The sequence below is a fragment of the Streptomyces sp. NPDC088725 genome (genome assembly GCF_044751305.1).
Taxonomy (GTDB): Bacteria; Actinomycetota; Actinomycetes; order Streptomycetales; family Streptomycetaceae; genus Streptomyces.
Window position 1 is genome coordinate 23,509 of the sequence record NZ_JBIVLO010000010.1, and the last position, 22,269, is coordinate 45,777.

The 22,269-nt window shown below is 69.5% G+C and carries 21 protein-coding genes; 10 read left to right on the forward strand and 11 right to left on the reverse strand.

What is annotated here, in order from left to right; genetic code table 11:
* Positions 1–158 precede the first annotated feature (158 nt).
* The 5 genes from ACIP6N_RS23520 to ACIP6N_RS23540 all read right to left on the reverse strand — a co-directional run bounded on the left by ACIP6N_RS23520 (position 159) and on the right by ACIP6N_RS23540 (position 4,851).
* Entirely contained in the window at positions 159–1,277 is a 1,119-nt protein-coding gene (locus tag ACIP6N_RS23520) for an LLM class flavin-dependent oxidoreductase (RefSeq protein WP_401818420.1), read from the reverse strand.
* A 129-nt stretch (positions 1,278–1,406) separates the two neighbouring features.
* Positions 1,407–2,180: an amino acid ABC transporter ATP-binding protein gene (locus ACIP6N_RS23525; protein WP_401818422.1), complete on the reverse strand. Its 774-nt coding sequence runs from the start codon at positions 2,178–2,180 to the stop codon at positions 1,407–1,409.
* A 43-nt stretch (positions 2,181–2,223) separates the two neighbouring features.
* Positions 2,224–3,183 (reverse strand): ABC transporter substrate-binding protein, encoded by a 960-nt coding sequence (locus ACIP6N_RS23530; protein WP_401818819.1) that lies wholly within the window; start codon positions 3,181–3,183, stop codon positions 2,224–2,226.
* Positions 3,184–3,196: 13 nt separating this feature from the next.
* Positions 3,197–3,718 (reverse strand): GNAT family N-acetyltransferase, encoded by a 522-nt coding sequence (locus tag ACIP6N_RS23535; protein ID WP_401818424.1) that lies wholly within the window; start codon positions 3,716–3,718, stop codon positions 3,197–3,199.
* Entirely contained in the window at positions 3,718–4,851 is a 1,134-nt protein-coding gene (locus ACIP6N_RS23540; protein ID WP_401818425.1) for an LLM class flavin-dependent oxidoreductase, read from the reverse strand. The genes ACIP6N_RS23535 and ACIP6N_RS23540 overlap by 1 nt, the downstream gene beginning before the upstream one ends.
* 648 nt (positions 4,852–5,499) lie before the next feature.
* On the opposite strand from ACIP6N_RS23540, the gene ACIP6N_RS23545 reads away from it, so the two are divergent.
* Positions 5,500–6,513: an amino acid ABC transporter permease gene (locus ACIP6N_RS23545; protein ID WP_401818427.1), complete on the forward strand. Its 1,014-nt coding sequence runs from the start codon at positions 5,500–5,502 to the stop codon at positions 6,511–6,513.
* Between the two features lie 46 nt (positions 6,514–6,559).
* On the opposite strand, the gene ACIP6N_RS23550 is transcribed toward ACIP6N_RS23545, so the two are convergent.
* The gene (locus tag ACIP6N_RS23550; RefSeq protein WP_401818822.1) at positions 6,560–8,182 is read right to left on the reverse strand and encodes an ATP-binding protein; all 1,623 of its coding nucleotides are present in this window, start codon (positions 8,180–8,182) and stop codon (positions 6,560–6,562) included.
* A gap of 118 nt (positions 8,183–8,300) precedes the next feature.
* Here ACIP6N_RS23550 and ACIP6N_RS23555 point away from each other — a divergent pair, with 118 nt between their 5' ends.
* The 5 genes from ACIP6N_RS23555 (at position 8,301) to ACIP6N_RS23575 (ending at position 14,537) form a co-directional block, all read left to right on the forward strand.
* Positions 8,301–9,137, forward strand: a complete 837-nt coding sequence (locus tag ACIP6N_RS23555) for a response regulator (protein ID WP_401818429.1) — start codon at positions 8,301–8,303, stop codon at positions 9,135–9,137.
* Between the two features lie 63 nt (positions 9,138–9,200).
* A complete protein-coding gene (locus ACIP6N_RS23560) occupies positions 9,201–11,747 on the forward strand; it encodes a glycosyl hydrolase 2 galactose-binding domain-containing protein (RefSeq protein ID WP_401818431.1) in 2,547 nt (848 codons plus the stop codon).
* Complete coding sequence (locus ACIP6N_RS23565) at positions 11,744–12,103, forward strand: hypothetical protein (RefSeq protein WP_401818433.1); 360 nt, start codon at positions 11,744–11,746, stop codon at positions 12,101–12,103. Before ACIP6N_RS23560 ends, ACIP6N_RS23565 begins: the two co-directional genes overlap by 4 nt.
* A gap of 355 nt (positions 12,104–12,458) precedes the next feature.
* A complete protein-coding gene (locus tag ACIP6N_RS23570) occupies positions 12,459–12,662 on the forward strand; it encodes a cold-shock protein (RefSeq protein ID WP_401818435.1) in 204 nt (67 codons plus the stop codon).
* Positions 12,663–12,983: 321 nt separating this feature from the next.
* The gene (locus ACIP6N_RS23575; protein WP_401818437.1) at positions 12,984–14,537 is read left to right on the forward strand and encodes a DEAD/DEAH box helicase; all 1,554 of its coding nucleotides are present in this window, start codon (positions 12,984–12,986) and stop codon (positions 14,535–14,537) included.
* 103 nt (positions 14,538–14,640) lie between these two features.
* On the opposite strand, the gene ACIP6N_RS23580 is transcribed toward ACIP6N_RS23575, so the two are convergent.
* Both ACIP6N_RS23580 and ACIP6N_RS23585 read right to left on the reverse strand, forming a co-directional pair.
* Complete coding sequence (locus ACIP6N_RS23580; RefSeq protein ID WP_401818440.1) at positions 14,641–14,952, reverse strand: SCO5918 family protein; 312 nt, start codon at positions 14,950–14,952, stop codon at positions 14,641–14,643.
* A 201-nt stretch (positions 14,953–15,153) separates the two neighbouring features.
* On the reverse strand, positions 15,154–16,131 hold the full coding sequence (locus tag ACIP6N_RS23585) for an aldo/keto reductase (RefSeq protein WP_401818442.1): 978 nt from the start codon (positions 16,129–16,131) through the stop codon (positions 15,154–15,156).
* Between the two features lie 454 nt (positions 16,132–16,585).
* Here ACIP6N_RS23585 and ACIP6N_RS23590 point away from each other — a divergent pair, with 454 nt between their 5' ends.
* Positions 16,586–17,479 (forward strand): glutathione S-transferase C-terminal domain-containing protein, encoded by an 894-nt coding sequence (locus ACIP6N_RS23590; RefSeq protein ID WP_401818444.1) that lies wholly within the window; start codon positions 16,586–16,588, stop codon positions 17,477–17,479.
* 180 nt (positions 17,480–17,659) lie between these two features.
* Positions 17,660–18,193: a type 1 glutamine amidotransferase domain-containing protein gene (locus tag ACIP6N_RS23595; protein WP_401818445.1), complete on the forward strand. Its 534-nt coding sequence runs from the start codon at positions 17,660–17,662 to the stop codon at positions 18,191–18,193.
* A gap of 69 nt (positions 18,194–18,262) precedes the next feature.
* Here the strand turns inward: ACIP6N_RS23595 and ACIP6N_RS23600 are convergent, their stop codons facing one another.
* Positions 18,263–18,643 carry a VOC family protein gene (locus ACIP6N_RS23600; protein ID WP_401818446.1) on the reverse strand — a complete coding sequence of 127 codons (381 nt, stop codon included), beginning with the start codon at positions 18,641–18,643 and terminating at the stop codon, positions 18,263–18,265.
* A gap of 255 nt (positions 18,644–18,898) precedes the next feature.
* Between ACIP6N_RS23600 and ACIP6N_RS23605 the strand changes: the two genes are divergently transcribed.
* Both ACIP6N_RS23605 and ACIP6N_RS23610 read left to right on the forward strand, forming a co-directional pair.
* Entirely contained in the window at positions 18,899–19,279 is a 381-nt protein-coding gene (locus ACIP6N_RS23605) for a hypothetical protein (RefSeq protein WP_401818447.1), read from the forward strand.
* Between the two features lie 188 nt (positions 19,280–19,467).
* On the forward strand, positions 19,468–19,992 hold the full coding sequence (locus ACIP6N_RS23610) for an ATP-binding protein (RefSeq protein WP_401818448.1): 525 nt from the start codon (positions 19,468–19,470) through the stop codon (positions 19,990–19,992).
* A 258-nt stretch (positions 19,993–20,250) separates the two neighbouring features.
* On the opposite strand, the gene ACIP6N_RS23615 is transcribed toward ACIP6N_RS23610, so the two are convergent.
* Positions 20,251–20,709 carry a DUF5709 domain-containing protein gene (locus tag ACIP6N_RS23615; RefSeq protein ID WP_401818823.1) on the reverse strand — a complete coding sequence of 153 codons (459 nt, stop codon included), beginning with the start codon at positions 20,707–20,709 and terminating at the stop codon, positions 20,251–20,253.
* Positions 20,710–20,781: 72 nt separating this feature from the next.
* Positions 20,782–21,927, reverse strand: coding sequence for a glutathione-independent formaldehyde dehydrogenase (locus ACIP6N_RS23620; RefSeq protein ID WP_401818450.1), 1,146 nt, complete (start codon positions 21,925–21,927; stop codon positions 20,782–20,784).
* Positions 21,928–22,269: the final 342 nt, after the last annotated feature.

Consider the following 22,269-nt stretch of genomic DNA (forward strand, 5'->3'; position numbering starts at 1 on the left):
AGCGGTTCGAAGGCGCGCTGCCGCCCCGACCGGCGGGGCTCGCGCCGAGGCTACCAACCGCGCCGGAGGACCCGGTGTGCGGGCTCAGTGTGGCCGCGGCCGTCCGCACTCCGGCGCGACGGCTGTCGTGGCCGGCCCGCCGCTCTACGCCTGGCGCTCTACGCCCGCGACTCGTCCACCCGGCTCGCCTTGTCCGCGTCGCCTGCCCCGTCCGTCTCCTCCGCCCACAGCGCGGTGGGCGCCTCGCGGCGGATCACCGGAGCGATCTCCTCGGCGAAACGCTGAAGCTGCTCACGCTGCGCCGACAGACTCAGGCCGAGTCCGTCGACGGTGACGGACTGGAGATCGTGCTGATAGACCTCGTGGTAGCCGAGGATCTTGTCGATGATCTGCTGCGGACCGCCGATCAGCTGGGGGCCGTCTCCGACCGCCTCCTCGATTGTGCGGAACGGTGTGTTGTAGCCGGCCTTTCCCACCAGACGCGGTTTGAAGTTCTGGCGTACGCGGGCTTCGTACAGTTCCTTGATGTCCGCGATCGCGCGCTCTGTCGTGTCCGCGATGTAGAGGCCGCCGGAACCCGCCGCGACATGCGCCCGCGCGGGGTCGTGCCCGTACTCCTCGAACTTCTCGCGGTAGTGCCTGATCAGCCGCGCGTACGCCTCGCGGGGCTGGATGGCGTTGGCCGTGAAGAGCGGATCGCCGTGTTTCGCCGCCAGCTCGGGTGAGTTGAGGCTCGTCGCGGAACCGTGCCAGACACGCGGCGGACCCTCGTACGGGCGCGGCACGGTCGTGACGTTCTTGAGCGGCGGACGGAACCGGCCCTCCCAGTCGAGGTTCTCCTCGCGCCAGAGCCTGCGCAGCAGCTCGTACTTCTCCGCCTGGTACTCCCACTGCAACTCCTCGTCCAGCCCGAAGAGGTCGAAGTGGCCTGCCTCCGCGCCCTTCCCGATCACCAACTCGATCCGGCCACGCGAGAGTTGATCGAGCGTCGCATAGTCCTCCGCCACCCGCACCGGGTCCAGGACGGCTACGACCGTGACCCCGGTCAGCAGCCGGATCGTGGTGGTGCGGGACGCGATCGCACCGAGGATCACCGTGGGACCGGACGACAGGAAGGGCCCGGCATGCCGCTCCCCGACGGCATACGCGTCGAAGCCCAACCGCTCCGCCTCGACGCCCAGCTCGACCACTTCGTGGAGCCGGTCGGCGGCGGGAAGAAGCTCGCCGGTGAGGGGATGCGGGGCATGACCCACGATGGTGAGTACGGAGAACTTCATGGCCTGCTCCGTTGTGTTGTGGTGCGATGTGTGGTGAGGCGGCGTGTCGTGGTGTGCCGCTGGGCCGTGTCTTCAAAGTGGCGTCGTCCGCCCGGAGGACGGGGCCGGATGCCACTTTGAAGACACGGCCTAGAGGACCTTGGACAGGAACGCCTTGGTGCGGACGTGCTGCGGACGGTCCAGCACCTCGGCGGGCGGCCCCTGTTCGACGACCACACCGCCGTCCATGAACACGACGGTGTCGGCCACCTCACGGGCGAAGCCGATCTCATGGGTGACCACGATCATCGTGGTACCGGAGCGCGCGAGGTCCTTGATGACATCGAGGACCTCGCCCACCAGCTCCGGATCGAGCGCCGAGGTGGGCTCATCGAAGAGCAGCACCTTCGGCTCCAGCGCCAGGGCGCGCGCGATGGCCACGCGCTGCTGCTGACCACCGGAGAGCTGCCGCGGATAGGCCCCCGCCTTTTCGCCGAGGCCCACCCGCTCCAGCAGTTGCCCCGCCTGCTCGACCACGGCCTTGCGGGGCCGGCGCAGTGCCGCGACCGGCGCCTCGATGATGTTCTCCAGCACGGTCAGATGCGGAAAGAGGTTGAAGTTCTGGAAGACGAACCCGATGTGCGTACGCTGCTTCAGGACTTCCCGCTCCTTGAGCTCGTGCAGCTTGTCGCCCGAGCGGCGGTAGCCGATCAGTTCGCCGTCGATGCTGACGTATCCCCGGTTCAGTTTCTCCAGGTGATTGATGCTGCGCAGCAGTGTCGACTTCCCCGAGCCGGAGGGGCCGAGTACGACGGCGACCTCCCCGGCGCGTACCTGGAGATCGACACCGCGCAGTACCTCAAGGGCGCCGAACCTCTTGTGGACGCCGTGCACATCGACCATCAGAGCGCTGTCGCTGCTCATCGCTGGAACCTCTCTCCGCGTGTGTGAACAAGGCCGCTGACGGCTATTTCTTCTCCGGCGGGCTGATCTCGGACCTCTCGATGGCGGAGTCGGTGGTGCCCCACTTGGCCAGGATCCGGTCATAAGTGCCATCGCTGATCAGCTTGTTGACCGCCCCCTGGAACGCTTTGAGCGCGGGCGAGCCCTTCTTGAAGGCGAAGCCGACGTCAAGACGGTGGAACTCCCCGAGGAACTTGACCCCGGCCGCCGACTGAGCCGCCTGGTACCTGAGGCCGTTGATCGTCCCCATCACCACATCGATCCGGCCCTGCTGAATGCCGGTGAGAATCGCGCCGTTGTCGGAGAACGCCTTGACCGAGTACCGCTTCCTGCCCGCGTCGGCGCACACGTGTCTGTTCGCGTTCAGGGTCGCCTCGAAGGTGGTGCCCGCCCCCGTCCCGACGACCTTGCCGCACAACTGGTCGAGCCGGGTCACCTCGGAGAGGCTGGTGTCGTCCTTGCGGACGGCGAAGCCCTGCCCGTCGTTGATGTACGTGACGAAGTCGATGGTCTTGCGCCGCACGTCGGTGACACCGAAGTTGCCTGTCCCGACGTCGTACTTGCCACTGCCGAGCGCGGGAAGGATCGCGTCGAAGGTGGCCTCCTGGCGGTCCAGCTTCAGCCCGAGCAGCTTGCCGACACTGTCGGCGATGTCGATGTCCAGACCGACGGGCTTCTTGCTCGACGCGTCGGGGAAGTACGCGGTCGGCGGAGCACCCACCGAGGTCGCGATCCGCAGGGTCCCCCGCTTCCGCACGTCTTCGGGGAGCAGCTTCGCCAGGGCCGGGTCCTTCTTCAGTGAGGCGGTGACGTCCTCCGACGGTGCCGACGCGGCGGCGCCGCTCTCCCGCCCGGACGCGGAGTCGTCACCGCAGCCCGCCAGGACGGGCAGCAGCAGAGCGGCGGCCAGAACGGCTGCCACGCGCGGGCGCGCGGCCCGGCGCGGGCTCGTAGTCGCGGTCAGGGTGCGCACGGGGTTACGCCTTTCCTTGGGTGGAAGCCGCGCGACGGCGCGTGAGGTGCTTCTCGAACGGGAGGGGGCCGATGGTCTCCGGGTCCGCCGCCGTGTCGAACAGCGGTGTGTACCCGGTGGCCAGGTACAGCCCGCGGGCCTCCGGCTGGCGGGGCCCGGTGGTGAGGTAGATCCGGCGGTAGTCCCGCACGGAGGCGACGCGTTCCAGCTCCGCCACCACACGGCGGGCCAGCCCGCGCCGGCGGTGGGCTGAGTGGGTCCAGATTCGCTTCAGCTCGGCGGTGACGTCGTCGTAGCGGCGGAAGGCCCCGCCCGCGACGGGCTCGCCGTCCTCCAGCAACAGCAGCAAGACACCGTGCGGCGGGTCGAACTCCTCGGCCGGATAACGGGCCAGCTCGCCGTGCGCGTCCTTGCCGTAGCGGGCGGAGTACTCGTCCCCCAGCTCCCGCAGCATCGGCCGCGCGAGCGGGTCACCCACCCTCGTACGCACCCAGGTCGAACCACCGGACTCGGCGACCGACCTCATCAGCCGGCCTCCACGAGGGAACGCGCGCCGCGTGCGGCGCCCTCGGCGTCCCGCTTGGCCACCTCTTCGCGGACCAGCGGAATGACGTACCGTCCGAAGTCGATCGCGTCGCCCAGCAGGTCGTAGCCGCGCGCGGAGAGGATGTCGACGCCCAAGTCGTAGTAGTCCAGCAGTGCTTGGGCGACCGTCTCCGGTGTACCGACCAGGGCGTTGGAGTTGCCGGCGCCCCCGGTCGCGGCGGCGGTCGGCGTCCACAGGGCCCGGTCGTAGCGCTCACCCGACTCGGCGATCGAGAGCAGCCGCTGCGATCCGGTGTTCTCGGGAGCACCCTGTCGGTGGTGACGTACGACAGCGGACTCGCCTTTCCCCCTGCGGGACTTGATGGCGTTGACCGTCCGGTGTGCCTTCTCCCAGGCGAGTTCCTCCGTCGGCGCGATGATCGGCCGGAAGGCCACCTGAATACGGGGAGCGGTGGTGCGGCCGGCCGCGCGCGCGGCGGCCTTCACGGCCTCGATCTGCTCCGCCGTCTTCTCCAGCGGCTCGCCCCAGAGGCAGTAGATGTCCGCCTCGGCGCCGCCCGCCGCGTAGGCGGCCTCGGAGGAACCGCCGAACGACACCTGCGGCCGGGGCTGTTGGACGGGGAAGACATCGCTGACGAAGTCCTGGAAGCGGTAGTGCTCACCCACGTGGTCGAACGGTTCATGGGTGGTCCAGATCCGCTTGACGATGTCGATGTACTCGCGGGTGCGGGAGTACCGCTGGTCCTTGGTAAGGGTGTCGCCCTCGCGCTGCTGCTCATGGTCGTTGCCACCGGTGATGAAGTGGACCGTGAGACGACCGTCACTGATCTGGTCCAGTGTGGCGAACGTCTTGGCCGCGTACGTCGGATACGAGACGTTCGGCCGGTGCGCCAGCAGGATCTGGAGCCTGTCCAGGCGGGAGGCGATGTAGGCGGCGGCCGGCGCGGGGTCGGCCGAGCCCGATCCGTAGGCGAACAGGACGCGGTCCCAGCCATGGTCCTCATGGGCGCGGGCGAGCTTGAGTGTGTACTCCTTGTCGAACGCGGCACCGGAGCGTTGATTCGTCTCCGATCCGTCGTGAGTGGCGGCGATACCCAGGAACTCGACAGGCATGACGGGCCTTTCGTGCGGAGAAGAGGGACCGGCGGAGGGCGAGCGGGGCCACTCCGGCCCGGAGGCAGGCGTACGGCCGGCGCGAGGCATGACGCGGGCAGTGTGTGACGGCGGGCAGCAGGCAGTGTGTGACAGCGGACAGCGGACAGCGGACAGCTGTGCCGACGAAGAGCGTGTGGGCGCGGGACGGTGCGTGACAACGGACGGCGCGAGACGACCTGGGGCTGTGGCGCGTGGTGTGTCGGAGATGGAGCGGCAGCGTGCGCCCGGTGAAGCGGAGGTGCTCGGCCCGCGACGGGGTCACCGAGGGAGGGAGGGGCCGGTCAGGCGGCCCGCTGCCGGGTCAGGCGCAACAGGAGGCGGACCACACGCGACCGAAGTCGATGTGTCCGCGGGTGACCAACGGCAGCTGCTTCTGCATGGAGTCAATTGAGCACGGCACGTATCCCGAAGTCAACAGCCGTTCGGAGTGTGGGCGGCAGGCCGAGCCCGGCACCGGAGCGCTCCTTGACAGTGCCGTTGCCGCACGTACGATCGAAAGGGCGTACGGCTCGGGCGCGAACCATGAGCCGTACCGGCCGTGTTGAGGGACGCGGTGTGGCGCGATGACCCCACCCCCGTCGACCGCATCTTCCGCCGGAGCCCTCCATGCCCGCATCTCCCGATGTCGCGAACGTCCCCGACGCGCTCTCCCCTGAACCCGCGAAACCCCCGAAGTCATCGGATCCCACGAAGAGTTCGAAGCGGACGGAAGACCCGCCGGGCAGCGACGAAGCACTGCGTATCGTTCCCCGCCGCCACCCCGGCCGGTGGCTGTCGGCCGCCGTCGCCCTGCTGGTACTCGCGATGGTCGTCAACTCGGTCGTCCGCAACGAGAGGTTCCAGTGGAACGTGGTCGGTGACTACTTCACCACCCCGGCCGTCCTGGACGGCCTCGTGCTCACCCTCTGGCTGACCGCGGCGGTGATGGTCCTCGGCTTCCTCATCGGCACCGTGTTCGCCGTCCTGCGCCTGTCGGCCAACCCCGTGCTGCGCGCCATCAGCTGGGGATACGTGTGGATCTTCCGTTCCACACCACTGCTCGTGCAGCTGCTGTTCTGGTTCAACATCGGCGCCCTCTATCCGACACTGGGCATCGGCATCCCCTTCGGCCCCGAATTCCTCACCTTCAAGACCGTGAACCTCTTCGGTGCGAGCTTCACCGCGCTGGTCGGCCTCACACTCCACGAGGCGGCCTACGCCGCGGAAGTCGTACGCGGAGGCATCCTCTCGGTCGACGCGGGACAGACAGAGGCGGCGCAGTCGCTGGGACTGAGCCGGTGGCGGGTGCTGCGCCGGATCGTCGTGCCGCAGGCGATGCGCTCCATCGTCCCCACGGCGGGGAACATGCTGATCGGCACCTTGAAGGGGACCAGCATCATCAGCGTGCTGGCTGTCCAGGATCTGCTCTACTCGGTGCAGTTGATCTACAACCGCACCTACCAGGTCATCCCCCTGCTGATGGTGGCGACCCTCTGGTACATCGCGGTGACCACGGTCCTGTCCGGGGGACAGTTCTACGTCGAGCGTTACTACGCGCGCGGCGCGGCCCGCGAGCTGCCGCCCACCCCGTTGCAGCGCCTGCGCCGACAGGCCGACGCCGTACGCGGCCGCGCGGTGTGACGCGGGCCGCGGACGGCTGCCAGGAGAGCGGCTGCGACGCGAACGGCTACGGCGCGGCGGTGACGGCCCGGTCCTGAGCCGCCGCCTGCGCCGGTACGGCGGCGTCGCCGCTCGCGTGGTCCGGCAGGGTGAAGGTCACCCGGGTGCCCGGGCGGTGTCCCGGGTCGATGGCGATGGCGCCACCGTGGTACTCGACGATCTTCTTGCACAGGGCGAGGCCGATGCCGTTCCCGGTGTACTGCTCGCGCGTGTGCAGCCGCTGGAAGATCACGAAGACCCGCTCGATGTACTCCTCGTCGATACCGATGCCGTTGTCGGAGACGGAGAACTCCCACGCGCCGTCGACGTGCCGGGCACCCAGGTGGATCGAGGGCGCGCGCTCCGGCGCCCGGAACTTGACGGCGTTGCCCAGCAAGTTCTGCAACAGCATGCCGAGTTGCGTCCGGTCTCCGTGAACCGTCGGCAGTGGGTCGTGCGTGATGACCGCCCCGGATTCCTCGACCGCCATGCTCAGCGAGTCCACGGAGCGGTCGAAGATCTCCTGGAGGCCCAGCGGGCTGTGGTCGGCGAGCAGCCGTCCGACCCGTGAGAACGCCAGGAGGTCGTTGATGAGCCCCTGCATACGGTTCGCCCCGTCCACCGCGAAGGCGATGTACTGCCTGGCCCGGTCGTCGAGCCGGTCACCGTAACGGCGCTCCAGCAGCTGGCAGAAGCTCGCGACCTTGCGCAGCGGCTCCTGGAGGTCGTGGGAGGCGACGTAAGCGAACTGCTCCAGCTCGGAGTTGGAGCGGCGCAGCTCTGCGGCCTGCTCGCTGAGACTCGTCCGCGCCGAGTCGCTGAAGGCCAGTTCGTCCGCGAGCCTGCGGCGCATGGACTCGACATCGGCCGCGAGCCGGCGCAGATCGGCGGGGCCCGTACCGGTCACCGGGTGGGCGAAATCTCCGTCGGCGACGCGGCGGACATCGGACGAGAGCCGGTCCACGGGCTCGGTGACGCCCCGGCGCAGACCCGCGAAGACCAGGCCTGTGAGGGCCAGGATGACCAGGGCCATGGCGCTGAAGGTCCAGTTGCGCAGAGCTCGTACGTGCTGGAGGTCGGCGCGCGCGAGATCCCGTTCGGCCTGCAGGTGCAGCTGTTGCGTCGCGACCGCCTCGCGTACGAAGTCGAAGGCGCGCTTGCCGTCCTCTGCGTGGGCCGTCGCGAACGGAACCGGCTCGGAGGACGCGGCGATGGGCCGGGCGATCGTGGACTGCCAGAACGCGGCCCGTTTCCGCACCTCGGCGAGGTCCTTCGCGGCCGTGGTGCCCTCACTGACAAGCTTTTCCAGCTGCTGTGTCGTTTTCTTCTGCCGCGTCAGTCCGTCGCGGTAGGGCGCGAGGAACTCGTCCCGTCCCGTCATTCCGTACCCGCGAATACCGGTCTCCTGATTGACCAGAGCGCTTTCGAGCTGCGCGGAGGCGATCAGCGCGGGCGTACTCCGGTCGACGAGACGGCCATTGATGGCGGTGGAGTGCGCGAAGATCCACGCCCCGCACCCGGAGAGCACGATCAGCACCGCCAGTGCCGCAGCGGTCCCGACGCCGAGCCAGCGCCGGGTCGTCCACCGCGATGACGCGGACGGCGAAGAGTCCACGCTCCGCGAGGACTCTTCATGGCCCACGGTGTCCATGGTGCTCACGGTGAGGTCTCCTCCTGGCAGGGCCCGGCCGGTGCCGGACGTGGCACAGCGTACCGTTGCATGACAACGGGTGTTGTCGCAGCACGGTCCGCACCCATAGGGTTCGGTCATGGCCCGTGACCTTTCCACCGTTCCCGATCACGACGAGTTGACCGAACTCGCCGAGAAAGCAGTGGAGGAACTGGTCCGCAGGCTGACGGAGCAGGCCTTCGGGCTTCCGGCGGACGGAGCGGGGGAGGGCGCGGCGGTGTCCGGAGGCGCGGCCGCGGGCCGCGACGACGAAGGACCGCTCGCCCGTCTGCGTGCTCTGGCCTACCTCGACCGGGCGGTGGACCGCTGCGCGAGACAGCAGGCCACAGCGGCGGCGCAAGCCGGTGCGAAGTACCCGCAACTGGGCGAGGCGTGGGGCATCAGCCGGCAGGGCGCCCGTCAGCGCTGGCCGGGACTGGTCTTCACGGCACGGCCCGCTTCCCGTCCCCTCCCCACCCCCGACCGCAGGAGCCCCACTGTGAACGCCTTCGCCTCAGACCGTCCGTACAGCGTCCTTCTCGTCGAGGACGATCCCGCCGACGCGATGCTGATCGAGGACGCGCTCGTGGAGCGGGGCATGGCCCGCACCATCGATCAGGTCGAGGACGGGGTCGCCGCCCTGGAGTACCTGCGCGATCCGGCCCGTGCGCGCCCGGATCTGATCGTTCTCGACCTGAACATGCCGAGGATGAACGGCCGGGAACTGCTCGCGGTCCTCAAGGACGACGCCGCCCTCGGCAGCATCCCCGTCGTGGTGCTGACCACCTCCGCCGCGCCCGACGACATCGAGGACGCGTACCGGCAGCACGCCAACGCCTATGTGACCAAGCCCGTCAATCTCGACGAATTCATCCACTCCGTCCAGGGGATCGACTCCTTCTTCCTCGACACCGCCGCGAAGCCGCCCCGTCCGTAGCGGCCGGCGGATCAGCCCGTCATGACGTGACGCCGCCGGGACCGGATGAATACTCTGCGTATCATGACCGTCGCGAATGAAGCTGATCCGCTGAAGAGGCTCATCCCGCTGACCGGGGGCTGGACACTGCGGCGCGAGGGATCCCCGGCACCCGGAGGTTCCCAGGCCGTCGGGGGTTACCGGGCACCCGAAGGGTCCGAGCCCGTCGGTACGTCCCCGATTCCCGCACAGGTCCCGGGCTGCGTCCATACCGATCTGCTCGCCGCCGGCCTCATCCCCGACCCCTTCCTCGGCCGTAACGAGGACGAGGTGGCCTGGGTGGGCCGCGCGGACTGGACGTACGAGACGCGACTCGGGCCCCGGCCCACCGCGCACGAACGCACCGACCTCGTCTTCGACGGCCTCGACACCGCCTCGGAGATCAGCCTCGGCGCGGAAGTGATCGGCCGGACCCGCAACATGCACCGCGGCTACCGCTTCGACATCACCGACCGGCCGGCGAGCGGGTCCACGGCACTCGCCGTGCGCTTCACCTCCGCGTACACCGAGGCCGAATCCGTACGCGAACAGCTGGGTGCCCGGCCCAACGCGTATCCGGAGCCGTTCCAGTTCATCCGCAAGATGGCCTGTTCCTTCGGCTGGGACTGGGGGCCGACCCTGGTCACCGCGGGCATCTGGCGGCCCGTGCGCCTGGAGCACTGGTCGACCGCGCGTCTCGCGCGGGTGCGCCCCGAGGTCACCGTCGACGGGACCACCGGCCGCGTCGACGTCCATGTCGAGGTGGAACGCACCGCGTCAGGAACGGGCCGCCCACTGGTGGCCGAGGTGCAGGTCGGCGGCCGGCGTGCGTCCCTGGGGTTCGACGGTGCGAGCGCCACCCTGGCCGTGACCGTGCCGGACGCCGACCTCTGGTGGCCGCGCGGGTACGGCCGACAGCCGCTCCACGACTGCGTGGTGACGCTCCACGACGAGAGCGGGGCCGTGATCGACCGCTGGTCGCGCCGCGTCGGCTTCCGTACCGTCGCACTCGACACCTCGCCCGACGAGCACGGCACCGGATTCACCCTCGTCATCAACGGTGAGCGGATCTTCGCACGCGGTGTGAACTGGATCCCCGACGACGTTTTCCCCTCCAGGATCTCTCCCCGCCGCTACCGTGAACGCCTCACGCAGGCCGCCGAAGCGGGCGTCGACCTGGTACGGGTCTGGGGCGGCGGCATCTACGAGAGCGACGACTTCTACGACGTCTGCGACGAACTGGGCCTGATGGTCTGGCAGGACTTCCTCTTCGCCTGCGCCGCCTACCCCGAGGAACAGCCGCTGCGTTCGGAGATCGAGGCGGAGGCACGGGAGAACGTCACCCGGCTCATGCCCCACGCCAGCCTCGTGCTGTGGAACGGCAACAACGAGAACCTGTGGGGCTTCCGCGACTGGGGCTGGGAACAGCGGCTCGCCGGCGCGTCCTGGGGCGAGGGCTACTACCTCGGCCTGCTGCCCCGGGTCGTCGCCGAGACCGACCCCACCCGTCCGTACTGGGCGGGCAGCCCGTGGTCGGGCTCCTGGGACCGCCATCCCAACGATCCGGCCCACGGCACGACACACTCGTGGGAGGTGTGGAACCGCACCGACTACACCGACTACCTCGCCGAAGTGCCGCGCTTCGTGGCCGAGTTCGGCTGGCAGGCGCCACCCGCGTACGCCACACTCCGCCGCGCCCTGCCGGACGAGGAGCTGGCCCCCGACTCACCCGGCGTCCTGCACCACCAGAAGGCGGCGGACGGCAATGGCAAGCTGGAGCGCGGACTCGCCCGCCACTTCGCACTCCCGGGCGACTTCGACCGCTGGCACTACCTCACCCAGGTCAACCAGGCCCGTGCTGTCGCCACCGGCATCGAACACTGGCGTTCCCACTGGCCGGTGTGCGCGGGCACGATCGTATGGCAGCTCAACGACTGCTGGCCGGTGACCTCATGGGCCGCCGTCGACGGCGACGCCAGGCTCAAGCCGCTCTGGTACGAACTGCGCCGTGTCTACGCCGACCGGCTGCTGACCGTACAGACCAGGCAGGGCCGCCTCGCCGTCGTCGCCGTCAACCAGTCGGCCGAAGCCTGGCAGCCGGACGTACGGCTGCGCCGGATGTCCGCCGGCGGTGAGGTGCTCGCCGAGACCGGGATCATGCTCTCGGCCCACAGCCGGGGCGTCGCGCACGTCCCGGTGCCCGGCGAACTGGTGCCCGACGCCACGTCGGCGCGGGAATTCCTCGTCGCCGACGCGGGCACCTCGCGCGCCGTGCATTTCCCCGTACGGGACCGGGACTTCGCGTATCCGGCGCCGCGCTACGACGTGGAGGTGATCCGGCGCGGCGACCGGACCGATGTCGTGGTGACCGCGGGCACTCTGCTGCGTGACCTGCTGCTCCAGGCCGACAGGCTCGCCCCTGCGGCCCGCGCCGACCAGGGACTGCTGACGCTGCTGCCCGGTGAGAGCGCCACCATCGCCGTACGGGGCTGGGAAGCGCCGGATGCCTCGGCCGCGAGCGAGGTCAGGGCGGCTCTGCGCACCATGGAACAGACATCCCTCGCCCAAGAGAGGACAGACGTACCGGTATGACCACTCAACAGGCAGAGCAGCACAGCGAACGGAACAACGTCGGGATCAGGCCGTGGGCCGAGGTGGAGGAAGCGCACCGGGCGCTGGCGGCCGTCGGGGAGGGAACAACCCAGCAGACCCAGCTGTCCCGGGGCGCCCTGACCGGATATCTCTGGGCCCTCGGGCGCGGGGATGTGGCGCCTGTCACAGGCGCGGCCGTCACGGGCGCCCCCGATCTGTCCCTGCTGACCGCGGAGACGGACGCGGCCGCGGTCCAGCTGGAGGACGCCACCCAGCGCACGGTGCCGCGCGACTACATCCAGGGCGTCTACGCGGCACTGGCCTGGATCTGCGGCCACAGCGAGCAGCGGCCCTGACCCCGGACCCCGATGCCCGGCCGTGACGCCGGGCCCCGGGGCCGGTCTTCCGGTTTCTGATTCCCGCGCGAGAATATCTATTGCCGCAGCTACAGAAATGCGTTCAATGCGCGGTGAGGATTTATGGCATGACAGGCGGAGTGATGGGATCTACCATGCCGGGGCGGTCGCCCCGTGCTACTGTTGATCTCAGTTGCAGTTGTGGTTCCCAAAGACTTCAAGTGCTCTTGCTGGCGACATGTGCCGGCGGGTGCGCTTTTGTATTTCCGGTCTCGTACCGGACGTGGTAATCATCGCGGCGACGTGGGGCTTGCACAGTGCGAGCCTCCGGGCATTGCCCCGAAGGAGATCTGACATGGCTAGTGGCACCGTGAAGTGGTTCAACGCGGAAAAGGGCTTCGGTTTCATCGAGCAGGACGGCGGCGGCGCCGACGTCTTCGCTCACTACTCGAACATCGCCGCCCAGGGCTTCCGCGAGCTTCAGGAAGGCCAGAAGGTTAACTTCGACGTCACGCAGGGCCAGAAGGGCCCGCAGGCGGAGAACATCACTCCCGCCTGATGTGAAGCACAAGACGTAGCTGGGGCCCGCTCCTTGGGATGCGGGCCCCAGCTACGTTGCTTTTTGTCCGCTGACCCGGCGGACGGCGGCCGGTCCGGCCGCGTCCCGGTGTCAGCCGGAGGCAGGCCCTCCCCGGCCGCGCGCTCCGCCAACCCACCGCCTTGTTCGGCGGATGCCGTGCATTCGACATGCCGGTTCCGGCTCTTTTTCACCCCGGCGAGGCTTCCTTATTCATTTGTTTCTTCGGCTCGTTCTTGCGATTCTTTGTGCGTTTACTCCGCCAGGAATTCTCGATACGCGCCGCATCGAGAAAGGTTCTGCGTGAACCGCACACCTCGCACCAACGACCGTTACTCCCGTACACGCTCGGGCGGCTCCGCCGGTTCCGGCCAGGGCGGCCGTTTCGGAGGACAGTCGGCGGGCCGTTCCGGCGGCCAGGGCCGCTCAGGCGCACCCGGCAGGTCCGGTGGCTACGGTCGCCGGCCCGCCGCGCAGCAGGGCGAGTTCGCCCTGCCGGTCACCATCACCCCCGCGCTGCCCGCTGTCAGCACCTTCGCCGAACTGAACATGCCTGACGCGCTGTTGAAGATGCTCACCAGCCTGGGCATGAACGAGCCGTTCCCGATCCAGGCGGCCACCCTGCCCAACTCGATCGCGGGCCGTGACGTCCTCGGCCGCGGACGTACGGGATCCGGCAAGACCCTCGCCTTCGGTCTCGCGCTCCTCGTGCGCACCGCGGGACAGCGTGCCGAACCCCGGCAGCCGCTGGCCCTGGTCCTCGTGCCGACCCGGGAACTCGCGCAGCAGGTCACCGACGCGCTCACCCCGTACGCCAGGTCGCTGCGGCTGCGGCTCGCCACGGTCGTCGGCGGTATGTCGATCGGCCGGCAGGCCAGCGCGCTGCGCGGCGGCGCCGAGGTCGTCGTCGCGACACCCGGGCGTCTGAAGGACCTCATCGAGCGCGGCGACTGCAAGCTCGACCGCGTTTCCATCACGGTGCTCGACGAGGCCGACCAGATGGCCGACATGGGCTTCATGCCCCAGGTCACCGAACTGCTCGACCAGGTGCGCCCCGACGGCCAGCGGATGCTGTTCTCGGCGACGCTGGACCGTAACGTCGACCTCCTGGTGCGCCGTTACCTGCACGACCCGGTCGTCCACTCCGTCGACCCGTCGGCGGGCGCGGTCACCACGATGGAACACCACGTGCTGTACGTCCACGGCGCCGACAAGTACGCCGCGACGACGGAGATCGCCGCGCGCGACGGCCGGGTGCTGATGTTCCTCGACACCAAGCACGCCGTGGACCGGCTGACCGAGCACCTGCTGAACAGCGGTGTACGGGCCGCCGCGCTGCACGGGGGCAAGTCGCAGCCCCAACGCACGCGCACCCTCGCCCAGTTCAAGACCGGGCATGTCACGGTGCTGGTGGCCACCAACGTCGCGGCCCGCGGTATCCACGTCGACAATCTCGACCTCGTCGTCAACGTGGACCCGCCCAGCGACCACAAGGACTACCTGCACCGCGGCGGCCGTACCGCGCGCGCCGGCGAGTCCGGCAGCGTCGTCACACTGGTGCTGCCCAACCAGCGCCGTGAGATGACCCGCCTGATGTCCGACGCCCGCATCACCCCGCAGATCGCGCAGGTCAGGTCGGGCGAGGCGGAGCTGAGCCGGATCACCGGTGCACAGGCCCCCTCGGGTGTGCCCGTCACGATCTCCGCACCGGTCGTGGAGCGCGCCAAGCGCGGACCCTCGTCCTCCCGCGGCCGCGGCCGCTCCGGCCAGGGCCGCCGCTCCTCGGGCTCGTCCTCCTCGCGGACGCGCGCCACGGGCACGGCGCCGTCCGCCGCGCCCCGCATCAGCGCCGCCTGAGTCCACACACGGGCAGTCTCGCGCCGGACAGCGTCGCGCCCCGGTACCGGCCTTTCCAGGCCGGTACCGGGGCGTTCGTCCTTCCGTGTCCGCGCGAGTGGCGTCAGCCGGTCACGGCGGGGGAGCCGAGCAGGGCCGACGCGGCCTCGACCGGCGTGGGAGCTGCCTCGGGAACCGGCTCGGGCAGAGTCCGGCAGGTGAAGCCGAGCCGCGTCAGCGCCCTGACCACTTCACCGGCGGTGAAATCACGGCGGTCCTGGCGGGTGATCACCTCGCCGACCTGCTTGACCGGATAGCTCCGGCGGCTGATCACGACGGATTCTCCGGTGATGGGCTCGGGCTTGATGCCCTTCATCGACTGCTGCACCTCGCTTTTGACCAGTTCGAAGGGGAAGCGGGCGATGACGCAGCGCATAGTGCCTCGGCAGGGAGAAGGGAAAATCCGGATACCCCCAGCATCCCACACGATGCGGAGGCCCGGAAGCGGAGTTTTCCCGGTGGGTCCCGAATGAATAACCGCGCATAAGATCGATTGCGTTCATTTCACGGGAGACGCCGGAGTGCTTGTCTCTCCGCTCTCACTCCGGATTCTCACCACACATGTATTCGGAGCGGTTCAGAAACCTTCCGCGGCGCGGGGCACGTAGTGCTCGCCGAGACTGCTCAGCTCCTTGTCGTCGAGGCGCAGCGTCGTGGCGGCCACGGCGTCGGCGAGGTGCCGCTCCGAGGTGACACCGACGATCGGGGCCGTGACGGCGGGCTGGTGCAGCAGCCAGGCGAGCGCGATCTGAGCACGCGAGACACCGCGCTGCTCCGCCAGCGCGGCCACGGCCTCCACGGTCGCGCGGTCGGAGTCCTCCGCCTGACGGTAGAGGGTGCCGCCGAACCGGTCGCTCTCGGTACGCCGGGTGGTGGCGTCCCAGTCCCGGGTGAGACGGCCCCGGGCCAGCGGGCTCCAGGGCAGCACGCCGACCCCCTGGTCCTGGCACAGCGGGAGCATCTCCCGCTCCTCCTCGCGCATCAGGAGGTTGTACTGATCCTGCATCGAGGTGAAGCGGGTCCAGCCGCCCAGCTGGGCCGCGTGCTGAGCCTTGGCGAACTGCCAGGCCCACATCGAGGAGGCGCCCGTATAGCGCACCTTTCCCGCGCGGACGAGATCGTCGAGCGCCTCCATCGTCTCCTCGATGGGCGTGTGCGGGTCGTACCGGTGGATCTGGTACAGGTCGATGTAGTCCGTGCCCAGGCGCCGAAGGCTCGCCTCGGCCTGCGCGAAGATCGCGGCGCGGGACAGACCGGCCCCCTTGGGACCCGGGTGCATCCGGCCGTGGACCTTGGTGGCGATGACGACTTCCTCGCGGCGGGCGAATTCGCCGAGCAGCTTGCCCGTGAACTCCTCGCTGGATCCGAGCGAGTAGACGTTGGCGGTGTCGAAGGTGGTGATCCCCGCCTCGACCGCCTGGCGGACGAGCGGACGGGCCTCGTCGATGCCGAGCGACCAGGGGTGGGCACCGAGCTGCGGATCGCCGAAGCTCATGCAGCCGAGAATGACCCTCGACACCTCGAGTCCCGACCCGCCCAGACGTACGTACTCCATTGTTTCTCCTCCATGCCGGCCGGCCGGTTCACCGGACGCCGGCGAGTGGTGCCAGAACAGGGAAAGTCTGCCCGCCGCTTCCCGGCCGACTCCGTCCGGGAGGCGCCCTTGACGGCGCGGAGAAGCGGAACGAGACTCAAGAGCGGAACTCTGGCGAACGGGTGGGCGGGAATGGGACGTTCGGGGCTCGACACCGACTGTGCGGCCGTCATGGCCCAGTCGCTGCCCCTTCTGACCTCCCGTCGCCACATCGATCTGCTGCGCGTCTGCAGCGCGGCGGGTCCCCTCAGCTGATACGGCGACCGCTCCGCCGGCGCCCGCGCTGTCCGCTTCCCCCGTGAATGCCGATCGCCCGGCATGGGCCGTATCCGTATCCCCTCGTACGCCTCAGCCGCAGCACCATCCCCTCGTACGCCTCCACAGCAGCATCATCCCCAGGACCGCAGGGAGACGCATGTCCGCCACATCCCCGTCCGCCACCTCACCGACCACCGGGCCCGCGATCCGCGGCAGGATCGGCCGTGACGCGCGCAGCGGCCACTACGCCGTGCCGCACCGCTACGGCCTGTACCTCTCGCAGACCTGTCCGTACTGTCTCCAGATCGCCGTCACCCACAGCCTGCTCGGCCTGCGTGACGCCGTCCCCGTGACCGTGCTGCCACCCGTACCCGACGGCCCCGCAGGCGGTTACGCGGCGCTGCGCCCGCTGTACGAGGCCAGCTCGCACCACCACCCGGGACCGGCGGCCGCGCCGGTGCTGACCGACAGCTGGACCGGACGCATCGTCAGTACGTACGCGCCGGACATCCTGCGTGACCTGGCGGGACGTTTCGGCGGCCGGGGCCCCGACCTGCGCCCGTGCGGCGCCGAGGACGACATCGAGGCGGTCGCCCGGCTCTGCGAGACGGACATCGGCGAATCAGCGGCGCGCGCCGGAGACCCGGACACCGGTGGCGCGGAGCGCGACGGCGCCCTGCGCACGCTCTTCACCGCGCTGGACTCGATGGAAGCCCGGCTCGACGGCCGCGCGTACGTGCTCGGCGAGGGGCCCACCGCCGCGGACGTACAGCTGTGGGTGACGCTGATGCTGCTCGACACCGTGCACCGGCCCCATCTGGACACCGTCGCCGGCCAGTGCGTCGCGCACTACCCGCGCCTGTGGGCGTACGCCCAACGGCTCACGTCCCACCCCGGCTTCGGGGTCCACCTGGATGTGGAGGGGGTCGTGCGCAGGTACCACGCGGGATGCCCGTGCCCGGCGGGCACCGGCACGCCGGAACACATCTGCGGTCAGATCGTGGACTGGACGGCGCCGGCGCGGCGGGAGGCCGTACGCCAGCCCTGCTGACGCACCGGACCCCTGGCCGGGCTGCGGAGCGAATCGTCTCGACGCGCCCATGTGTCCGGGATCGGCAAGAATCTTGCTGGTCGGCCCTTGTCGTCGCGGTGCGCGGAAGCCGCCGGACGAGACGCGGATCGCAGGGCGGGCGGACATGGGCGTGTCGGACGAGGCAAGGATGTGAGTCGCATGCGCGTAGCGTTTCTGGTCGCCACCGAGGGTGTGGAGCAGGTCGAGCTGACCGAACCCTGGAAGGCCGTGGGTGACGCCGGCGGCGAACGGGTGCTTGTCTCGACCGATCCGGGCCGCATCCAGGCGTTCAACCACCTCGACAAGGCGGACACCTTCCCCGTCGACACGACGGTGAAGGAGGCGTCGGCGGCGGACTACGACGGCCTGGTGCTGCCGGGCGGGGTCGCCAATCCGGACGCCCTGCGGACGGACACCGGTGCCGTGGCGTTCGTGAAGGGCTTCTTCGACGCGGGGAAGCCGGTGGCGGCGATCTGCCACGCCCCGTGGACGCTGGTGGAGGCCGGTGTGCTGGGAGGCAGGACCCTCACCTCCTGGCCGAGCCTGCGGACCGACATCAGCAACGCGGGCGGCACCTGGGTGGACGAACAGGTCAAGGTCTGCACCTCGGCGCCGAGCACACTGATCACCAGCAGGAAGCCCGACGATCTGAAGGCGTTCAACGCCGCCGTCATCAGGGAATTCGGCGGCTGAGCCCGCCGCACGCGTTCTCGCAGGTGCCGTCCGGTGCACCGCATCGCTGATGTAGTGCACCGGACAGCGTCATGGCTTGACAGCCAGAATGAAGGAGTGCCCGGCCGGGTCCGAGTAGACGCGCACGTCCCGGGGGCCGCCGTTGTCCTTGGTCTCGATCGGCCGGGCGCCCAGCGCGATCGCCTCACGCTCCGCCTCATCGATGTCCTCGCGGGCCACGAGTATCCGGAGGTGTGCCTGCTGGGAGGTCTCGGGCCGGGGCCAGCTCGCGGGCGCGTAGCCGTGATCCCGGTGGATCGCCAGATGGACGCCGCCGTGGCCGACGATCTCGACGAAGTCCGGATCCGCTCCGATCCGGACCTCCGCGTCGAAGAACGATGAGTAGAACTCGGCCAGTTCGGCGGGTTCGGAGCAGTCGAGGACAAGAACGCTTGTTTTGGTGACTGTCATGTAACCGCGTGTACCCCCGGCTCCCGGCAGCACACGGACGGCGACGGCCACGGCGCGCTAACCCCGGGCTCGCGCCCAGCGCGAGCGGATGCCGGCCACACCGCGGCGCGTCGCCCGCCCGGCCGGTCACGACCCGGGCCCGGGTCGCACACTCGCGGTCCTGGGGAGAGCCTGGAGGCGGTGGCGTCATCGCGGACCTGCGGTTTCGCGGGACATGCGGAACAGCCGAACAGCAGCCCAGAGAGGAAGAATCCCGTGAACAGTGCGGACCAGCCCGCGTCACAGGTCGAGGTGTCCCTGAGCGGCAAGGCGAAGGAGGACGCGCACGCGGTGTTCGGTGCGCTGAACACGGCCTTCGCCTCCGACCGCGCGGCGGACGACGCCCCGCAGGACATCCCCGGGGAGCGGCCGACCGTCTGGACCTCGACGTTCGACGTCTCCGACGTACGGTCGAAGCCGCGGCCCACGCGGCTGACGGAGTCCGTCACGGCCACCCTCCAGGGCGGCTACACGGCGGTGAACAGCCTGCACCAGGCCCTGTCCTCGGCGTTCGCCGTACGGGTCGTCGGTACGGCCTCCGGCGACCAGGAGGAGGAAGTCCAGCTGCGCCTGGAGAGCCACGAGAGCGGGTCCTGAGCGCCGGGAACGTGTCAGAGTCCCTTGACGGCCGATCCGGGCTCTGTCCGGCGGCCGAGGTTGCGCGTTCGGCCCAGTCGGGTCAATCTGGTGATGACCCAGAAGTGGCTGTCGCTCACGCTTCGTACTCGGGGGTCGTTGGTACAACGCGGTGAAGCACGTGGGCCTCTCTGCGAGGAGCCTTGAACATGACAGTTCCGCCCGCCCGGCGCTACGTGGTGGAATTGCACGCCTCCGAGGAGCGTGCTTCCCAGCTCGGGCGCATCGTCGCCGCACATCTCCGGTACTGGAAACTCGACCTGCACGTCGACCCCGTTCGCAAGGGCGTCGCAGAGCTGCTGACCAATGTCCACCGGCATGTGGGCGAGGCCAACAGATGCGTCGTCGAACTGCGTTGGGCCGGCCGCCATCTCACAACCTCCGTCGAGGACAACGGCCCCCGGATGCCGCGCCTGCTCACGGCCGGCGGCGGGGGCCTCGCCCGTGTCGCCGCGCTCAGCGACAGCTGGGGCACCTGCGCCACCGCGGGGGGCAAAGTCATCTGGTTCACCAGGAGCGTGCAGTCCCCGCAGAACGTCTTCCTCGTGCCCAGGACCCCTCTCGGCGGGGTGGGCACGGCTCAGCTGGGGCCCTCGGTGGTTCCGGAATCGTCGCGGTTCCCCGAACCGGCCGTGGCGACCCGTACCTCGTTCACGGCCACGGCCCCTGCCTGAGGGCTTGCCCGACGCCGAAGCGGCTCTTTCCTCAGGCTCGCCAGGGCTCCCTGACGCCGAGCCGAAGCGCCGGATGGGCTTGTCCGACACCGAAGTGCCGGATGCCGAAGTGCCGCACACCGGCGGGCCGATGCCCGGCCCCGGTGTGCGGCACTCACGATCCGAACGCTCCTCCGGCAGTCCGGACGGCCGCTGCTCCGGACGGCCCTGCTGCGACCTCTGCGAACGATCCGGCGCCGTGGCACCGGCCGCCGCCGCTCACCCCTCTGCTTCGTCGTCCGCGTCGGGTACGAGATGCACCGCGGCCTCCTCCGCCGAGGCCGCCGCGCCGTCGATGCCGACATCCGTGGCGATCATGTCCTTCTCGGCGTCCTCGTGCGCTCCCTCGTCCGGCGCGACCAGTCGCCCCGACCTGTCGGTGCCGACCTCTCCGTCGACCAACTCGCCGTCACCGTAGGCGAGATCTCCGACACCGTCCCCGACGAAACCGTCGGGCTCCGGGATCTCCTCCGCGAGCCGCTGGTCCAGCGACTCACCCTCCCGCTGCTCGGCGGCCGTCGTCCCCGCGTGGTCCACGCCCAGGGGGCGTTCCGGCGGCGACCAGCCCTCGTCGAAGGGGTCAGAACCCCGGTCGACGAGCGTGTCCTCGGAGTCGAGTATCCCCTCGTCCTCGGTCACCTCCGCGCCGTCCGGCTGGTAGACCTCGTCGCCCATCATCTCGTCGCTGTCGCCGCTCACGTCGTTCACGTCGCTCTCCTTGATGCGTCTGTGCCACCCGCCCACGAGGGCTCAGGCGGACGGATGCAGAAGCACCTTGGTCCAGCCGGCGTCGCGGGCGTCGAAGTGCCGGTACCCGGTCGGGGCCTCCGCAAGCGGCAATTCGTGCGAGACGATCCACGACGGACGGGCCTTGTCCTCCTCGATGAGCGCGCACAGCTGCCGGTTGTACGCCTTGACGTTGCACTGGCCCGTGCCCATCGTCTGGCCCTTGAACCAGTGCAGGCCGTAGTCGAAGGCCACTTCGCCGTCCTGGTAGAGGGAGTCGGGGCTGTTCGGGTCCTGCGGCACGAAGACCCCCACCACGCCGATACCGCCGGTGAACTTCACCGAGTGCACGAGGCTGTTGAGCGTGGCGTTGGGATGCTCGTGGCCCTCCACGTCATGCGCCTGGTAGCCGACGCACTCACAACCGCGGTCGGCGCCCGCGCCGTTGGTGATCGCGTTGACCTGATCGACCGCGGAGACCTCGGAGTCGTTGATGGCGATGGCGCCGATCTGCTCCGCCAATGTCAGCCTGTCGTCGTTCCTGTCGACCACCATGACCTTCGCGGCACTCTTCAGCGTCGCGGAGAGCGCGGCCATCAGGCCGACGGGGCCGGCCCCGTAGATGACCACCGTCTCGCCGGGCCGTACACCCGCGAGTTCGGTGGCGTGCCAGCCGGTGGGGAAGACGTCGGAGAGCATGACGTAGTCGCTCTCCCTGGCGTGCGCGTCCTGCGGCAGCACCAGACAGTTGTGGTCGCCGTACGGTACTTGGAGGTATTCCGCCTGACCGCCGCTGTGCGGGCCCATTCCGGCGAAGCCGTACGCGGCCCCCGCCATCCGCGGATCGGGGTTGGTGGTCAGGCAGTACGCGGTCTTCCCCGCCTCGCAGTTGCGGCAGAAGCCGCAGGAGATGTTGAACGGCAGACACACGACATCCCCGACGCGTATCCGGTCGACACCCTCTCCGATGGCGACCACCTCGCCCATGTTCTCGTGGCCGAGGACGCGTCCGGATTCCATGTCCGTCCGGCCCTCGTACATATGCAGGTCGGAACCGCATATGTTCGTGGTGGTGATCTTCACCAGTACATCGGTGGGACGCTCGATACGGGCGTCAGGCACGTCCTGCACACTGACGTCGCGCGCTCCGTCGTAAACGAGGGCCTTCATGGCGCGTTCTCCTGCCTCTCGGCACGCTCCTGCGCCACAGTCCTGTGAGATCTCCAGGAGCACGCTCTTGGTCATCCCCTGCGTCCCACCTTCCCACCATTCACTGCCGTGTCAAACGGCAGGTGAGCGGGGCTGTCGTGGGCGGGAACGCCCTTCGGACCCGGGCTTTCGCGCGTGTGCGGCCGCCGGCGAAGAGGGACATCCACTGAAGGCCATTCGCTGGAGGTCTTCCCCTGGAGGTGTTCCGCTGGAGGTGTTCCGCGCCGAGGTTTTTCGCGTACGTCGCTCCGGCGCCGTTTCGGAGCGCGCCATCGGGTACGCGAAGGTGAACCACCCGCGATC